Source organism: Symbiobacterium ostreiconchae, assembly GCF_055396975.1.
In genome coordinates this window covers 941339-955822 of record NZ_AP042454.1, presented here as the reverse complement: position 1 = coordinate 955822, position 14484 = coordinate 941339, and the positions used below count along the sequence as shown (strand labels likewise).

The following is a 14484-nucleotide window of genomic DNA, read 5'->3' as shown; positions in this document are numbered from 1 at the left end:
CGACATGCCAGTCGTCGTGGTGATGGGCGCCCAGTGGGGCGATGAGGGCAAGGGCAAGTTCGTCGACCTGCTGGCAGAGCGGGCGGACGTGGTGGTTCGGTCGACCGGCGGCTCCAACGCCGGGCACACCGTCTGGGCTGACGGGAAACAGTACAAGCTGCATCAGGTACCTTCGGGCATTCTCTATCCGGGCACGCTCTGTGTCATCGGCCACGGTGTGGTGCTGGATCCGCCCAGGCTGCTGGAGGAGATGGACCGGCTGGCGAGCCAGGGCGTCGATCTCTCCAACCTGCGCATCAGCGGCGGTGCGCACATCGTCTTCCCCTACCACATCCGGCTGGACGAGGCCGAGGAGGACCGGAAGGGCGAGCGCAAGATCGGCACGACCCGGCGCGGCATCGGGCCGGCCTATATGGACAAGTTCGCCCGGATCGGCATCCGGATGGTCGACCTGCTGGACCGTGATGAGTTCCTGCCGAAGCTGAAGGCAGCGGTGGAGGAGAAGAACCAGCTCCTGGAGCGGGTGTACGGGCTGCCTGGCTTCACCGTCGCGGAGATCGCGGAGCCCTACCTGGCGTACGCGGAGCGGCTGCGTCCGTACGTGGCCAACACCGTCGAACTGATCAACGACGCGATCGACGCGGGGAAGAACGTGCTGTTCGAGGGCGCGCAGGGCCACCTGCTGGACATCGACTTCGGAACCTACCCGTACGTGACCGCCTCGCATCCGATCGCCGCCGGGCTGATCATCGGCGCGGGCGTGGGGCCCACCAAGGTCTCGCGGGTGGTCGGCGTGGTGAAGGCCTACACCTCGCGCGTGGGCGAGGGGCCGTTTCCGACCGAGCTGCACGGCGAGGAGGGGCACCGCATCCGCGAGGAGGGCCACGAGTACGGCACCACCACCGGCCGACCGCGCCGCATCGGCTGGCTCGACCTGGTGATGGTGCGCTACGCCTGCCGCGTGAGCGGCATCACCGACCTGGCCGTCCCGCACCTGGACACGCTGGCCAGGACCGGCCTGCCCACACTGAAGGTCTGCGTGGGGTACCGCATGCCCGACGGCACTGTCACCCGGGAGTTCCCCGTGGGCCTGAAGGCCCTGAGCCAGGTGGAGCCGGTGTACGAGGAGCTGCCCAACTGGGAGTGGTCGGAGGCGCTCGGTACCGCCAAGAGCTTCGAGGAGCTGCCTGAAGGGGCCCGGCGGTACGTCATGCTCATCGAAGAGGTCACCGGCGTCCGCGTCTCCATCCTGGGCGTGGGCAGCGAGCGGACCCAGGCGATCTACCGCTCCAGCATCTTCTAGCCCCCGGTATCTTCGGGACACGACCGCGGGACGGCTGCCAGCCGTCCCGCGTTTTTCAAACCGAATCCGCCTTGCATTCAACCTCCGCCGTCGCTATAATAATCGTTGTCGAGGAACCGCGGGTGTAGTTCAATGGTAGAACATCAGCTTCCCAAGCTGAGAACGTGGGTTCGATTCCCATCACCCGCTCCAGCCAGGCGGAGACGGCGTCCGTCTCCGTTTTCCGTGCCGATGTAGCTCAGCCGGTAGAGCAGCTGATTCGTAATCAGCAGGTCAGGGGTTCGAGTCCCCTCATCGGCTCCAGACGACCCCCGAGGCCCATGCGGCTTCGGGGTTTTTTCGCGCCCGCCGACAGGCTTCGACAACTTTCGCCGGGGAGTCCTGGTAAAGTATGGATGAGGTGGGAAATGATGAGAAAGGACCGGGCTCGCAGGCGGCTCCGGGCGCGGAGCCTGCGCCGCGACCTGATGGCGCTCTTGGTGTTTCTGTTTGTCTTCACGGTGCACGGGCTTCACGGCCGGCTGGAGGCGGCGGATGTACCGCCGGCCCGGCCTCCGGGGCCGGTGGAACCGATGATCCCCGAGCACGACCTCCTGCTTGCCCAGCGGCGGGCGCAGGCGGCGCAGCGCACCGCCGCGCGGCTCTCCCGCGAGGCCCAGGCGGCCGCAGCCGAACTCACGGAGGCGCAGCGGCGCCTGGTGCGGCAGGCCGACGCCGAGCGGCGGCGGGACCTGGAGCGCATCGCCGACCTGGTGCCGCCGGAGTTCCGGCAGATGGTGCTCGACCTCTCCGCCCAGTACGGCGTCGATCCCCGCCTGGTCGCCGCGGTGGGCCATGTGGAGAGCCGGTGGAACCCGCGGACGGTGGGATCCCACAACGACACCGGGCTGATGCAGATCCTGCCCAGCACGGCGCAGTGGATCGCCAGCCGGCTGGGCTGGTCGGAATACGACCTGTTCGATCCGTGGACGAACCTGCACATGGGCATCTGGTACCTGCACGTGCTTCACCAGGAGTACGGCACGTGGGAGAAGGCGCTGGCGGCATACAATGGCGGGCCCCGTCATGCACACCTGGGAGCGGCCCACCCGTATGTTGGTAGGGTGATGCGTGCATACGGCTCCCAATGACGGAATGGGACAACCTTCCAGATCGTAGAAACAGAGTTAGGCGGTGGTGGTGGAATCGGCAGGTTGCTGGCAGGACACCGACAATACTTAGCGAAACAATATACCCTGTGTGATATTTGAGGAGGTGGACCCGCCTTGCCTCGCCGCCCCGTATTGCTGGTCGTGCTGGCAGCGATCATTACCCTCGGACTCGCAGCCGATCTCGGGTTTCGGAATCTGCAGCGCTCGCAGCCGAAAGTGGCGGCGGAGGAGCAGGAGACGGGAACACCTGAACCCACCGACGCGCGCGGTGTGCTGGCTGCCGCCGACGGTTCGGACCGGGAGCGCGTGGACATCGCCTCCCGCCTGGGGCAGGGTCCCCGGGCGGCGCGCGATCTGTTGGAAGCCACCGCGGTCGCGCAGGCTCCGCAGATGAAGGAGGCCACGGTCATCGCCGTGAACGGCGAGCCGGTGGTGGCCGTCGCCACCGCGGAGATGGCCCAGCAGGTGGTGGACACGATTCTGGAGGCGTACCGGGAGAACTACCTGAGCGACGCCACCGTCATCGAGGACCTCTCCTTCGCCGAGACGATCACCTGGGCGGTGGGCGAGGTCGAGGCCGACAGCATCAAGACGGTGGAGGAGGCCGTCAACGTCCTGCTGCTGGGCACGGACAAGGTGGCCACGTACACCGTCGAGTCGGGCGACACGGCCTGGGATATCGCCATGGAGTACGGCCTGACCACAGACCAGCTGGCCAGGGCCAACCCCGGCGTCGACATCGAGTGGCTGCAGATCGGCCAGGAACTGACCATCACGTACAAGGAGCCCTACGTGCACCCCCAGTCTGTCTCGCAGCGGGTGGTGTACGAGGGCATTCCGTTCGTGGAGGAGCGCATCCAGGATGACACGCTCTGGCCCTGGGAGTCGGTCGTGGTGACGGCCGGAAGCTGGGGAACCCGGGAGAAGCTCATCCGCGAGCACCGGGAGGAGGGCGTGATCGTCAGCACCGAGGTGCTGGAGAGCCGCGTCACCAAGGCGCCCCAGAAGCAGGTGCGCAGGGTGGGCGTCAAGCAGGTGCCCGACCTGGGCAGCGGGTCGCTGATTCTGCCGGTCGTCGGGGACATCACCTCGTACTTCGGCCCGCGCTGGGGCTCGTGGCACAACGGCATCGACATCGCGGCGCCCACCGGGACGCCGGTGCTGGCGGCCGACAGCGGCATGGTCGTGTACCGCGGCTGGAGCGGGAACTACGGCAACCTGGTGCAGATTGACCACGGCGGCGGCAAGATGGTGACCTGGTACGCCCATCTCTCCGGCTTCAACGTGTCGCTGGGGCAGCAGGTCAACAAGGGCGACGTCATCGGCTACGTGGGCAACACCGGGTACTCCACCGGGCCGCACCTGCATTTCGAAATCCGGGTTGATGGTTCGCCGGTCAACCCGCTGAACTACTACCAGTGACGAGAACAGGCCGCGTTGGGGCCGCCGGCAGACCTGCCGGCGGTCCTGCTGCAAGGGCGGCGCACGTGCCTCTTTCCTGCATGGGCGTCCTGACGTGGGGGGAGGATAGTGCAGGAAAGGGAAATCTCGCGCGGGCAGGCGCATCCCGCCAGAAGGAGACGGGGCGGCAGCGGTCGAATCATTCAGTAAAGTCGGTGACCCAAGGCAGCCCCGTCTCGAGTCCATCTCCAGGGAGGGTGCGGAATGGAAAGGCCCAGGGGGACGAAGAGTAAGGCTGACCAGATCAAGGCCTTCCTTGAACAGTACCAGCCGAAGCTCTCGGAAGCCCGCGGATTCCTGCAGTTCATGCTCTCCAAGGAGGAGATCCTCCGCCGGACGGAGCTGGTGTCGGACCTGACGGGTTACGAGTGTGCCATCCTGGTGTCGGCCAAGGGCTCCGGGACGTGGCCGTTCCTGTTCCGCAGGGGGGAGAAGGTCTACACCAAGACCTCGCAGGCCGTGGTGGAGCTGATGAAGTCCCTGCCGGAGCACATTGCCCTCTGCCTGTCTACCGCGCCGCCACCGTGGAGCGCGGAGCGGCAGGAGTTCCTCGACATGCTCGCCCGGTGGCACGACGAGGTGTTCCACGAGGACCTGGAGCGCGTCACGCGGCGGCAGGAGCTCCTGCGCCAGATCGACCACGCGCTGGACCGGGGAGACCGGAGCCTGTTCGAACAGCTCTCGGCCGAGCTGCGCCGGATGAACTGAACCTCCCGCAGCCGCCATCCCGAACCTGTGCGCATCGGGGCCGTCCCATGGACGGGCCCCGTTTCGCTTTGCCTGCCAAAGTCTGCGGATGGCCGCCGGTCGCGCCCTGATCTATACTAGACTATGCTAATGTAACATCTTATTGATTTAGGAGATTACAGACATGAACCGCAGACGTGCTTTGCAGCGGCTGCTCTCCGTCCTGGCCGCCGGGGCCTTGCTGATCTGCGGGCTGCTGGGCTGGCCGGAGGCCAGGGCCGCCGTCTACCGCTATTACCGGGACCAGGGCCGGGAACGGACCCTGGCCGGCCTTTCCGGGTACCTGAGCGCCGGCTCGGCCCGGTTTGTGCTGTATTACCGGCCGGAGGACGGCGACCTGGTGCGGATGATCCTGGAGCACGCGGAGTCGGTCTATGACCTGGTGGTCAGCCAGGTGGGATACCGGCCGGCCGGGCGGGTGCCCCTGATCCTTTACCCCGACCGCACCGAACTGCGCGCCGCCTACGGCTGGGGCAAGGGCCAGAGCGCGGTGGGCGTCTACTGGCGGGGCACCGTGGGGCTGCTGTCGCCGAAGGTCTGGATCGCCGCGGACGACCCGGCCGAGCTGGCGGCGGACTTCCGGCGGAGCAACCCGATTGCCCACGAACTCACCCACTACGCGCTGGATCTGCTGACCGACGGCAACTATCCGCGCTGGTTCACGGAGGGACTGGCCCAGTACGTGGAGGAGATGGCGACGGGCTACGTCTGGCTGGAGGCCGGCTCGACGCTGGACCAGCCGCTCTACACCCTGTCTGAACTCACGGCGCGCTTCGACAGTCTGCCGAACCAGCCCCTGGCTTACCGCATGAGCCATTCGCTGGTGGCCTACATGGCCGATACGTACGGGCAGGCCGGGCTGGCCCGGTTGATCGCGCTGCTGGGCGAGGGGGTGCCGTTTGACCGCGCGGTGGAAGAGGGGCTGGGGCGCAGCATGGACGCGATCTTTTCTGCGTGGCAGGATGGGGTGCGACGGGGCGCGGCATAGGGCAGGAACGTGCGGCTCACGAATCGAAAAGGCGTGCTGGAAGAGAGAGAAGGAGAGGACGTTATGGCCGATCGCATCCTGGTCGTTGACGATGAGCGCCCCATCGCCGAGATCCTGAAGTTCAGCTTCGAGCGCGAGGGCTTCGAGGTGGAGACGGCCTTCGACGGGGAAGAGGCCGTGGCCAAGGCCCGCACGTCGCAGTTTGACCTGGTCATCCTGGACATCATGCTGCCGAAGCTGGACGGCTTTTCGGTGTGCCGGGAGATCCGCCGCTTCTCCAACGTGCCGATCCTGATGCTGACGGCGAAGGAGGACGAGGTGGACAAGGTGCTGGGCCTGGAGCTCGGAGCCGACGACTACGTGACGAAGCCCTTCAGCCCCAGGGAGCTCATTGCCCGGGTGCGGGCGATCCTGCGGCGCACGCGGCTGGCGGAGGGCAACCGGGCCGGAGCCGTGTCGGATGAGATCCTGCGGGGGGGCGACATCACCATCAACCTGACGAGCTACGAGGTGCGCAAGGGCGACAAGCCGCTGGAGCTTACCCCCCGGGAGTTCGAACTGCTGCGCTTCCTGGTGGCGCACGCCGGCCAGGTCTTCTCGCGCGAGGCGCTGCTGGAGGAGGTCTGGGGCTACGACTACTACGGCGACGTGCGCACGGTGGACGTCACGGTGCGGCGGCTCCGGGAGAAGCTGGGCGACAGCGCGGCGCGGCCGGCCTACATCAAGACGCGCCGCGGGGTCGGCTACTACTTCCAGCGCTTCGACAGTTGAAAGGGTGGAGAGCGTGTTCCGCAGCATCCAGGGGAAGCTGGTGGTGGTCTACCTGCTTCTCATCGTGGTCGCGATGGAGTTGGCGAGCCTCTACCTGCTGCGCGAGCTGGAACGGAGCTACATCGGCAAGGTCCAGGACGACCTGCACCAGAGCGCGCAGCTGCTGGCGGGTCAGCTCTCCAACTTCATCCGCGGCGACCGGCTCGACCCCGAGGCGGTTGACCAGTACATGGAACGCTGGCCGGGCGAGGTGCTGGTGCTGGACGCCAACGGGGTGGTGATCGGCGCGACGGCGCGCCTTCCCAACCGGGAGGAGCTCCTGGGGCTGAAGTTCAGCCACGACGACGTCTCTCCCGCCTTCTTCGGCAACATCAACCGGAGGACGGGCATGGAAGGCTCGCAGCGGATGGCCTACGAGGCGGTGCCCATCACCGTCGCCGACAACGTCATCGGCGTGATCTACCTGAAGGACTCCCTGGAAGAGGCCTACGCCCGGCTGCAGGACATCCGCGACATCCTGCTGGTCGCGACGCTGGTGGCCATGGCGTCGACGGTGGTGCTGGGCGTCGCGCTGGCCCGCACGATCACGGGGCCCATCCGGGAGCTGACCCGCAGCGCCGCGCTGATCGCCGGCGGCCACTTCGACCAGGCCATTGAGGTGCGCTCTGACGACGAGATCGGGCAGCTGGCCGAGATGTTCAACCGCATGAGCCGCCAGCTGAAGGAGACGATGAACGAGATCCAGGACGAGAAGAGCCAGGCCGAGGCCATCCTGACGCACATGGCCGACGGCCTGATGGCCCTGAACGGAGCCGGGCGCATCATCCGGCTCAACCCCGCCGCGCAGCGCATGTTCCAGGTGCCGGAGCTGCAGGCCCTCGGCCGCCGTCCGGGGGAGCTGGCGGAAGACTCAGGACTGGAGGAGGCGCTGGCGGAGGCCTGGGACCGCAGCAGCCCGCTGACCCGCCAGATCCGGCTGCGAGACCGGGTGCTGCAGGCCTACATCACGCCGCTGAAGAGCGACGGCCGCCACCCCGGCGGTACGGTGATCGTCTTCCACGACATCACCGAACTGGAGAAGCTGGAGAGCCTGCGCCGGGAGTTCGTCGCCAACGTCTCGCACGAACTTAAGACCCCGCTGACCACCGTCAAGAGCTATGTGGAGACGCTGCTGGACGGCGCGGCCGAGGACCCGGAGGTGCGCGACCGGTTCCTGCGGGTGGTGGACGGCGAGACGGAGCGCATGGCCCGGCTGGTGCGCGACCTCCTGCGCCTGACCCAGATGGACGAGGGGACCCTCCGGTGGGCCATCGGGCCCCAGGACGTCGGGGCGCTGGTGGCGGAGGCCATCGGGCGCCTGCGCGTGCAGGCCGACCGGAAGCGGCTCACCGTGCACTGCGAGGTGGATCCGGACACGCCCCCTGCCCTGTGCGACTACGAGAAGATCCAGCAGGTGGTGATCAACCTGCTGGCCAACGCCATCGAGTTTACGCCCAACGGCGGCCGCATCCTGGTCTCCGTCGCGCCGGCAGGCGACGAGGTGCGGGTGTCGATCGCGGACACGGGCATCGGCATCCCGGCCCAGGACCTGCCCCGCATTTTCGAGCGCTTTTACCGGGTGGACAAGGCCCGCTCCCGCTCGATGGGCGGCACCGGACTCGGCCTTTCCATTGCCAAGCAGATCGTCGAACTGTCCGGCGGCAGTATTGCCATCGCCTCTGAGGTGGACCAGGGGACGACGGTCACCTTCACGCTGCCCGTCGCCCCGCACGGGGAGGTGAGCCCCGCGTGAGGCTCAGCGCAAGGGCGCGCAATGCGCTGCTCGACCTGCTGTTGGTGGTCCTGGTGCTGACCAGCGTGCTGCTTTCGGTGCGCATCTGGTACCCGGAGCCGCTCTTCGGCAGCGCGGACACCACCGAGCCCAGCCTGCAGCTGCAGCCCGCGCCCATCGTGCGGGAGATGCCGGAGATCTTCCGGCCCGAGCGCGTGGTGATCCGGCGGAGGGACGGGCTGCGCGCGGAGCTGCACGCGGGCTTCCCCACCTACCGCACCTCGTGGCAGCGCGTGCGCAAGGCGCTCACCGGCCTGGATGTCCGCGATGGCGCCCCGCTCATCGACGAGGTGCCCCGGGGAGAGGCGGAGGCCCCGGTGCTGGAGCTTTACCTGCCAACGGCGCTGCAGGTCCGCCAGTGGGCTGAACTCCTGCAGTGGAGGACGGCGTCTCTGCGCAACGGTTCGATCTTGGTCGACCGGGTGATCGTGACGCTGGGCGAGCGGGCCGCGGTGTACCTCTCCGGCCCGCCCGGGTTCAACCTGTTCGTGGCCGACCTGCCGGAAGCGGAGCGCACCGCGCTGGCCACCCACGTCGAGCGGCTGGACCCGGGGCTTTTCAGGCCGTACCGGGAGCTGATCCTGGACGACCTGGCCGTCACGGCGGAGCCGGGCGTGGTGGTGCCCGACGTGGCCGAACTGCCGGCGGCGCAGGTCGACGTCTCGATGCCCGACCTGTGGGAGGAGGAGGTCCGGTACTTCCCGGACGTCACCCTCGTCCGGCAGATCGATGAGCAGGACGCGCGCAGCCTGACGGACGGCCGGCGGGTGCTCCGGGTGACCGGAGCGGGCCTGCTGCAGTACCGCACCGCGGAGGGATCTGGCGAGGCGGCGGCCCCGACGCTGGAGCAGGCGCTGGAGACGGCCGGACGGTGGGTCGGTTCGCGGGGCGGATGGCCCCAGGATGTGGTACTGCACCGCTATGTGCGGGAGGCAGGCGTGGGCAGGCTGGCCTTCGAAGTCCATACCGGGGTCAGGTATCCCGTCCAGTCGCTGCCGGGCGCGATCCAGGTGCACGTCTCGGCGGCAGACCGGGTTGTGTACTTCGAGCGCAGCCCCACCGTGGTCAACGTCTCCTTCGAGGGCGAGCCGCTTCCGCTGATCTCCCCGGAGGCCGCGCTGGCGCACGCGCTGCCCGCCGCGCCGGTGCTCGCGGCAGAGCCGGTCCGTTCGATGTATCTGACGTACCTGCTGAAGCCCCCGGCCGAGGCCGGAGCCCGGTGGACGGCGGAACCGACCTGGGTCATCCAGGCCGGCCATACCGAGGTGTATGTGAACGCGGTGGCCCGGGAGTACCCGCTGCCGCCGAAAGTGGTGCAGTAGCGGGGACGGGCCGTAACCTTTTCTGCGGGAGTTTCGTTTAGGAGGTGGGGCAGTGGACTGGACGCGGGCGCGCGCCATCCTGCTGGCCGCTTTTGCCGTGGTCAACCTGATCCTGGCGTATGCGCTCTGGGGGCCCAAAGGCGAGATGAACCCCAGTGAGCCCACAGCCCGTTCCCAGATGGTCCAGCTGCGAACCCGGCTGGATGAGCGGGGGCTGCTGCTGCCCAGCGGTATCACCCTGCCCACCACCCCTCCCCCCATGCACTTCCTGCGCGTCGAGTTCCGGCCGGACCCGCCCAAACCCGACGCAGCGCCCGAACCCTTTGAAGGAGTGACTGCCCGCGCCAGCCTGCGCGTCCGGTACGATCCGACCACCCGGGAGACGGTGCTGGAGCCGGCCCGCTCGGAGGCGAAGACCCAGGTGGACCTGTCTGACCGCGGCGGCCTGCTCCGGGCGGCCGAGGAGTTCCTGCGGCAGTACGACCTGCTTCCGGACGATGTGCAGCTTTCGGGCATCTTCCTGCGGGAAGACGGGGCGGTGGTGGAGTTCGTGCCCGCGCACGAGGGGCTGCCCGTCTTCTCCGGGTACCTGCGCGTCTACCTTTCGCAGCGGGGGATCGAACGGGCGGTCATGCACTGGGTGGAGCCGGTGGGCTTCAAGGAGGGGGCCGCGAAGGCGGTCCGCCCCGCGGCGGAGGCCCTGCTGCGGCTGGCGGGACATCTGCAGGCGGACGGGGAGCAGGTCCGGACGATCGTGGATGTCAGGCTGGGCTACTACTCGGGCCCCTCGGTGACGGTGCCGGCGGCCGAGGAGATCAGCGCCTGGGAAACCGTCCCGGTGTGGCGGATCACCCTTGACAACGGCCAGGTCTATTATGTAAATGCATTCAACGGTGAGCTGGAGTCATGACCCCGGGTGTCCCGGTAACGATAGCCAGACCGGCAAGGAGGAAGGGATTTGACGACGTTAACGATTCGCGGCGGCCGCCCCCTGCGGGGGACGATTCGGGTTGGGGGGCGGAAGAACGCCACGCTTCCGCTGATTGCCGCATCACTGCTGGCGGACGGAACGAGCCGGCTGGAGAACGTGCCGCACATTCACGACGTGATGGTATACCGGAAGCTGCTGACGGGACTGGGCGCCCGGGTGGACTGGGACCCTGTCAACGGCATCCTGACGATACATACCGACGGTGTCAGGCCCGGTGAGCCGGAGTTTCACCTGGCATCGTCGATTCGCGCGTCCTACTACCTGCTCGGGGTGATGCTCGCCCGCTACGGCCAGGCGAGCGTGCCCCTGCCCGGGGGCGACAAGATCGGCCACCGCCCGGTCGACCAGCACATCAAGGGCCTCACGGCGCTGGGCGCGGAGGTCTGGATCGACCGGGGAATGATCCAGGCGCGGGCGAAGCGGCTGCGCGGGACCCACGTCTACCTGGACATCATCAGCGTCGGCGCTACCATCCAGGTGATGCTGGCGGCCTCGCTGGCAGAGGGCACCACCGTCATCCAGAACTGCGCCCGGGAGCCGCACGTGGTGGCGGTGGCCAACTTCATCAACGCCTGCGGCGGCAAGGTGACCGGCGCGGGGACCGACACGATCCGCGTCCGGGGCGTGGACCGGCTGGTCGGGGCGACGCAGACGGTCATTCCGGACGATATCGAGGCCGGCACCTGGATGATGGCGGCGGCGATGACCCAGGGCGACGTGACCCTGCAGAACGTGATCCCCACCCACATTACGCCGATCATGGCCAAGCTCCGGGAGGCGGGCGTCGAGATCCACGAGATGGCCGATGCCGTGCGGGTCATCGGCCGGGAGCGGCCGAAGGCGATCAACGTGAAGACCCTGCCGTACCCGGGCTTCCCGACGGACGCCCAGAGCCAGATGACAGCCCTGCTCTCGCTGGCCGACGGGACCAGCTACGTCACGGAGACGCTGTACGACGACCGGTTTCGCTTCGTCCCGGAGCTGGTGCGCATGGGCGCGCAGATCCGCGTGGAGGGGCGCACGGCCATCGTGAAGGGCGTGGAGCGGCTCTACGGGGCGCCGGTGGAGGCCACCGACATCCGGGCCGGCGCCGCCCTGGTGATCGCCGGGCTGGCGGCGGAGGGCGAGACGACGATCTACGGCATGGAACACGTGCAGCGGGGGTACGAAAAGCTGGAGCAGAAGCTGCTGGCCCTGGGCGCCGACGTGAAGATGGAGCGGCAGGGAGCGGCGGTGGTCTAGCGAAGACTAGAGGCGGTGCCACGGGGCACCGCCTTGTGCATGGGAACGGGGGTGGCGGCTTGCGGATCCGGCTGGTGACGGTGGGCAAGATCAGGGAGAAGTACCTGCAGGAGGGCGTGCAGGAGTACCTCAAGCGGCTGCGCCCCTACGCCCGGGTGGAGATCGTGACGGTGCCGGATGAGCCGATCCCCGACGGCGCATCGCCCGCGCAGGAGGCGCAGGTGATGCAGCGGGAGGGGGAGCGGATCCTCCGCGCCCTGGATCAGGGCGGCCAGGAATACGTGGTGGTGCTGGACGGCCGCGGCCGGAACTTCTCGTCCGAGGAACTGGCCGCCTTCCTGGCGGAGCGGGCCCTGCACGGGGACTCGAACCTGGCCTTCGTCATCGGCGGCTCGCTGGGGCTCGACCCCGCCGTCCTCGCCCGGGCGGACACCACGCTTTCGCTGGGGCGGATGACGTTTCTGCACCAGATGGTGCCGTTGATCCTGCTGGAGCAGGTCTATCGGGGGTTTAAGATCAACCGGGGGGAGAAGTATCACAAGTAGCTGCGGAACCAGCAACGGCTGTCCCTGAGGACCAGCCGCGCACCGTGAGACCGCTTGCGCCAGGGGAACTCGCCTGGAGACACGCCCTGCGGCGCTTTTTCAGCCATGCCACCAGGTTCGGTATGGGAACTTCCTGCCATCCACGTACCGGCCATTTCCGCAACCTCCGGTTGGAGGGAGCGGCTGGCGAAGCCCCTTCCTCCGAAGAAGCTGCTCGCAGGGGGGCATCGGGCTGCAGCCCAGGAGCTGGACTCCGCCAATCGCTCCGACGCGCGCTGGGCAGAGAGGTTCTCCCCTTCGGTCATAGAAAATCAAATGGTGGATCCCTCATCGGGGGAACAGATCCTCTGACCGCTTGCAACATGACCATCGGAGGCCAACGGATGATCTTCATACGCGGCGCGGCAGCATCAGATTGCGAAGCGATGCTCTCAGTGGCTCGCTCCCTTCCCGAATGGTTCAACGAGCAGGGGCTCCGGGAGATGGCCCGGGACTTCGCCTCTCACCAGGGACTTGTGGCTGTCTCCGGCAGCGGCGCAGAAGCGGAAGTGGTGGGCTTCGCGACCTGGTTCCCATCGCCAGACCCGACAGAACCGAACCTCGCCGAAATCACCTGGCTCGGTGTGCGACGCGAGTTCCAGGGGCGTGGCATCGGGCGGCGGTTAGTGGACGCCCTGGCGGACCGGTGCCGGCAGACGGGCGTGACCGTTCTCCAGGTCTCTACCCTGGCCGACAGCGTGGACTACGCCCCCTATGTCGGTACCCGCGCCTTCTACCGGCGGTTGGGATTTCGCGACTGGCGGGTGGATGTCGGCTACTACGGTCCGGACGCCGACCGGCTCGTGCTGCGCAAGGTGTTGTGAGCGGTACCGCGGCCGGCCTGGGCCGACACGCTCTCGGTGAAGGAGGCGTTGCCGGGGCTCGCCCGCGGCGCATGAGAACCAACAACCGGAGGAGGACCCGCATACCCTGGCAAAAACGGCGAGGAGGCTCCCCATGCACCTGCGTGCCCTGCTCCTCTCCGGCATGATGGCCGGCCTGGCGGTCGTCCTCCAGACGGCGCCCGTCTGGCTGGGGCAGCCTGTGGGCTTTGCCCTGGCCGTCCTGGCGTGCCTGCCCATGGCGCTCGTCGCCGCTGCCGAGCCGCGCGGGGCCGTTCTGGCCCTGCCTGTCGCGGCCATGCTCTGTGCGCTGTTCCAGCCGGAGGAGGGCTGGGTGTTCGGGCTCGCCAACGGCCCGTTCGGCGCGGCGATCGGCGTGACGCTCCGCCGGGGCCTGTCGGGCTGGAGGGCGCCCCTCCTTCCCGCGCTCACCCTGTTCTGCGGGCTGGCGCTGCTCACCCGGGGCGTCGGCTTCGCCGCCCTGGGACCGGACCTGCGCTCGCAGAACGTCCCGGTTGCCCTTACGGCCTGCCTCCTGTTTGCTGCCGTCTGGTCCGCCCTGTTCACGCCGCTGGTCCGGATCCTCATGCAGCGCCTGCGGCCGGTGCTGGATAACTGGATACAAGGTGATCCGCCCCCATAGCGGGGGCGGATTTGCACATGCTGCATCGTTGTCTGGCCTCTCCCACAGCGGGCATAAAGCCCATCCAAAGCCCGGTCTGCGTCCGTGCGGTTGATGCCGTGCAGACGGGGCTGCGGCTTCTCCTATGCCCTGCGGATGCGCCAGAGCGCGCCTGTGCCCGCATGGGGGATGAAGTGGCCGGGGATGGCTTCGAGCACCCCGAAGTCCACCAGGTACAGGCAGTGATGGCGGGGGCAGAACTTGACGTCGATGGGCCGCTCCGGCCAGGCGCCGCCGGCGCCCGGTCTGCGGTTCACGTAGAAGTCGCGCACCTGCCCGCTGGCGAGGTTGGCCCGGACCACCCGGAACCCGGGGATCCGGCCCATTGCCCGGGGGTCTGCTGTGAGCGGCGCGCCGGCGCCGAACTGGGCGATGAAGACCTGTCCGGCGACGCCTGGGGCCTGATCCGCCAGCTCGGCCGGCTCGGCCGCCAGGAGCGCCGGGTCGGTGAAGGCTTCCGGGCCGCCCGCCCTCTCCACGGGGCCGGGGGCGGCCTGGCGCAGAAGGTCGATCTCCCGCTGGTGCAGCGCGAGCGCGTGCCGGGCCAGCGGCCTCCCAGCCGGTGCGGC

At 68.3% G+C, this 14484-nt stretch carries 14 protein-coding genes and 2 tRNA genes; 15 read left to right on the top strand and 1 reads right to left on the bottom strand.

Annotated features, from left to right (window positions below):
- Positions 1 to 4: 4 nt before the first annotated feature.
- The 15 genes from ACZ5UM_RS04770 (at position 5) to ACZ5UM_RS04700 (ending at position 13876) form a co-directional block, all read left to right on the top strand.
- Positions 5 to 1303 carry an adenylosuccinate synthase gene (locus ACZ5UM_RS04770; RefSeq protein ID WP_464847210.1) on the top strand — a complete coding sequence of 433 codons (1299 nt, stop codon included), beginning with the start codon at positions 5 to 7 and terminating at the stop codon, positions 1301 to 1303.
- 118 nt (positions 1304 to 1421) lie between these two features.
- A tRNA-Gly gene (locus ACZ5UM_RS04765) sits at positions 1422 to 1495 on the top strand.
- 35 nt (positions 1496 to 1530) lie between these two features.
- Positions 1531 to 1606, top strand: a tRNA-Thr gene (locus ACZ5UM_RS04760).
- Positions 1607 to 1713: 107 nt separating this feature from the next.
- Positions 1714 to 2433 carry a lytic transglycosylase domain-containing protein gene (locus tag ACZ5UM_RS04755; RefSeq protein WP_464847209.1) on the top strand — a complete coding sequence of 240 codons (720 nt, stop codon included), beginning with the start codon at positions 1714 to 1716 and terminating at the stop codon, positions 2431 to 2433.
- Positions 2434 to 2568: 135 nt separating this feature from the next.
- Positions 2569 to 3876 (top strand): peptidoglycan DD-metalloendopeptidase family protein, encoded by a 1308-nt coding sequence (locus ACZ5UM_RS04750; RefSeq protein ID WP_464847208.1) that lies wholly within the window; start codon positions 2569 to 2571, stop codon positions 3874 to 3876.
- Positions 3877 to 4119: 243 nt separating this feature from the next.
- Positions 4120 to 4623 (top strand): YpiB family protein, encoded by a 504-nt coding sequence (locus ACZ5UM_RS04745; RefSeq protein WP_464847207.1) that lies wholly within the window; start codon positions 4120 to 4122, stop codon positions 4621 to 4623.
- 163 nt (positions 4624 to 4786) lie between these two features.
- Entirely contained in the window at positions 4787 to 5650 is an 864-nt protein-coding gene (locus ACZ5UM_RS04740; RefSeq protein WP_464847206.1) for a peptidase MA family metallohydrolase, read from the top strand.
- A gap of 63 nt (positions 5651 to 5713) precedes the next feature.
- A complete protein-coding gene (locus ACZ5UM_RS04735) occupies positions 5714 to 6421 on the top strand; it encodes a response regulator (RefSeq protein WP_464847205.1) in 708 nt (235 codons plus the stop codon).
- A gap of 13 nt (positions 6422 to 6434) precedes the next feature.
- Positions 6435 to 8213 (top strand): sensor histidine kinase, encoded by a 1779-nt coding sequence (locus ACZ5UM_RS04730; protein ID WP_464847204.1) that lies wholly within the window; start codon positions 6435 to 6437, stop codon positions 8211 to 8213.
- Complete coding sequence (locus ACZ5UM_RS04725; RefSeq protein ID WP_464847203.1) at positions 8210 to 9574, top strand: hypothetical protein; 1365 nt, start codon at positions 8210 to 8212, stop codon at positions 9572 to 9574. Before ACZ5UM_RS04730 ends, ACZ5UM_RS04725 begins: the two co-directional genes overlap by 4 nt.
- Before the next feature lie 52 nt (positions 9575 to 9626).
- Positions 9627 to 10484, top strand: a complete 858-nt coding sequence (gene yycI / locus ACZ5UM_RS04720; RefSeq protein WP_464847202.1) for a two-component system regulatory protein YycI — start codon at positions 9627 to 9629, stop codon at positions 10482 to 10484.
- Between the two features lie 48 nt (positions 10485 to 10532).
- The gene (gene murA, locus ACZ5UM_RS04715) at positions 10533 to 11807 is read left to right on the top strand and encodes a UDP-N-acetylglucosamine 1-carboxyvinyltransferase (RefSeq protein ID WP_464847201.1); all 1275 of its coding nucleotides are present in this window, start codon (positions 10533 to 10535) and stop codon (positions 11805 to 11807) included.
- 59 nt (positions 11808 to 11866) lie between these two features.
- The gene (gene rlmH, locus ACZ5UM_RS04710; protein ID WP_464847200.1) at positions 11867 to 12352 is read left to right on the top strand and encodes a 23S rRNA (pseudouridine(1915)-N(3))-methyltransferase RlmH; all 486 of its coding nucleotides are present in this window, start codon (positions 11867 to 11869) and stop codon (positions 12350 to 12352) included.
- A 383-nt stretch (positions 12353 to 12735) separates the two neighbouring features.
- Positions 12736 to 13215, top strand: coding sequence for an N-acetyltransferase family protein (locus tag ACZ5UM_RS04705; RefSeq protein ID WP_464847199.1), 480 nt, complete (start codon positions 12736 to 12738; stop codon positions 13213 to 13215).
- A 133-nt stretch (positions 13216 to 13348) separates the two neighbouring features.
- Complete coding sequence (locus ACZ5UM_RS04700; protein WP_464847198.1) at positions 13349 to 13876, top strand: hypothetical protein; 528 nt, start codon at positions 13349 to 13351, stop codon at positions 13874 to 13876.
- Positions 13877 to 13998: 122 nt separating this feature from the next.
- Here the strand turns inward: ACZ5UM_RS04700 and ACZ5UM_RS04695 are convergent, their stop codons facing one another.
- Positions 13999 to 14394 (bottom strand): hypothetical protein, encoded by a 396-nt coding sequence (locus ACZ5UM_RS04695; RefSeq protein ID WP_464847197.1) that lies wholly within the window; start codon positions 14392 to 14394, stop codon positions 13999 to 14001.
- Positions 14395 to 14484 lie beyond the last annotated feature (90 nt).

Coding starts and splice junctions, on each gene's coding strand:
- ACZ5UM_RS04770 (WP_464847210.1), top strand. CDS start 5: ATGCCAGTCGTCGTGGTGATGGGCGCCCAGTGGGGCGATGAGGGCAAG.
- ACZ5UM_RS04755 (WP_464847209.1), top strand. CDS start 1,714: ATGAGAAAGGACCGGGCTCGCAGGCGGCTCCGGGCGCGGAGCCTGCGC.
- ACZ5UM_RS04745 (WP_464847207.1), top strand. CDS start 4,120: ATGGAAAGGCCCAGGGGGACGAAGAGTAAGGCTGACCAGATCAAGGCC.
- ACZ5UM_RS04740 (WP_464847206.1), top strand. CDS start 4,787: ATGAACCGCAGACGTGCTTTGCAGCGGCTGCTCTCCGTCCTGGCCGCC.
- ACZ5UM_RS04735 (WP_464847205.1), top strand. CDS start 5,714: ATGGCCGATCGCATCCTGGTCGTTGACGATGAGCGCCCCATCGCCGAG.
- ACZ5UM_RS04705 (WP_464847199.1), top strand. CDS start 12,736: ATGATCTTCATACGCGGCGCGGCAGCATCAGATTGCGAAGCGATGCTC.
- ACZ5UM_RS04700 (WP_464847198.1), top strand. CDS start 13,349: ATGCACCTGCGTGCCCTGCTCCTCTCCGGCATGATGGCCGGCCTGGCG.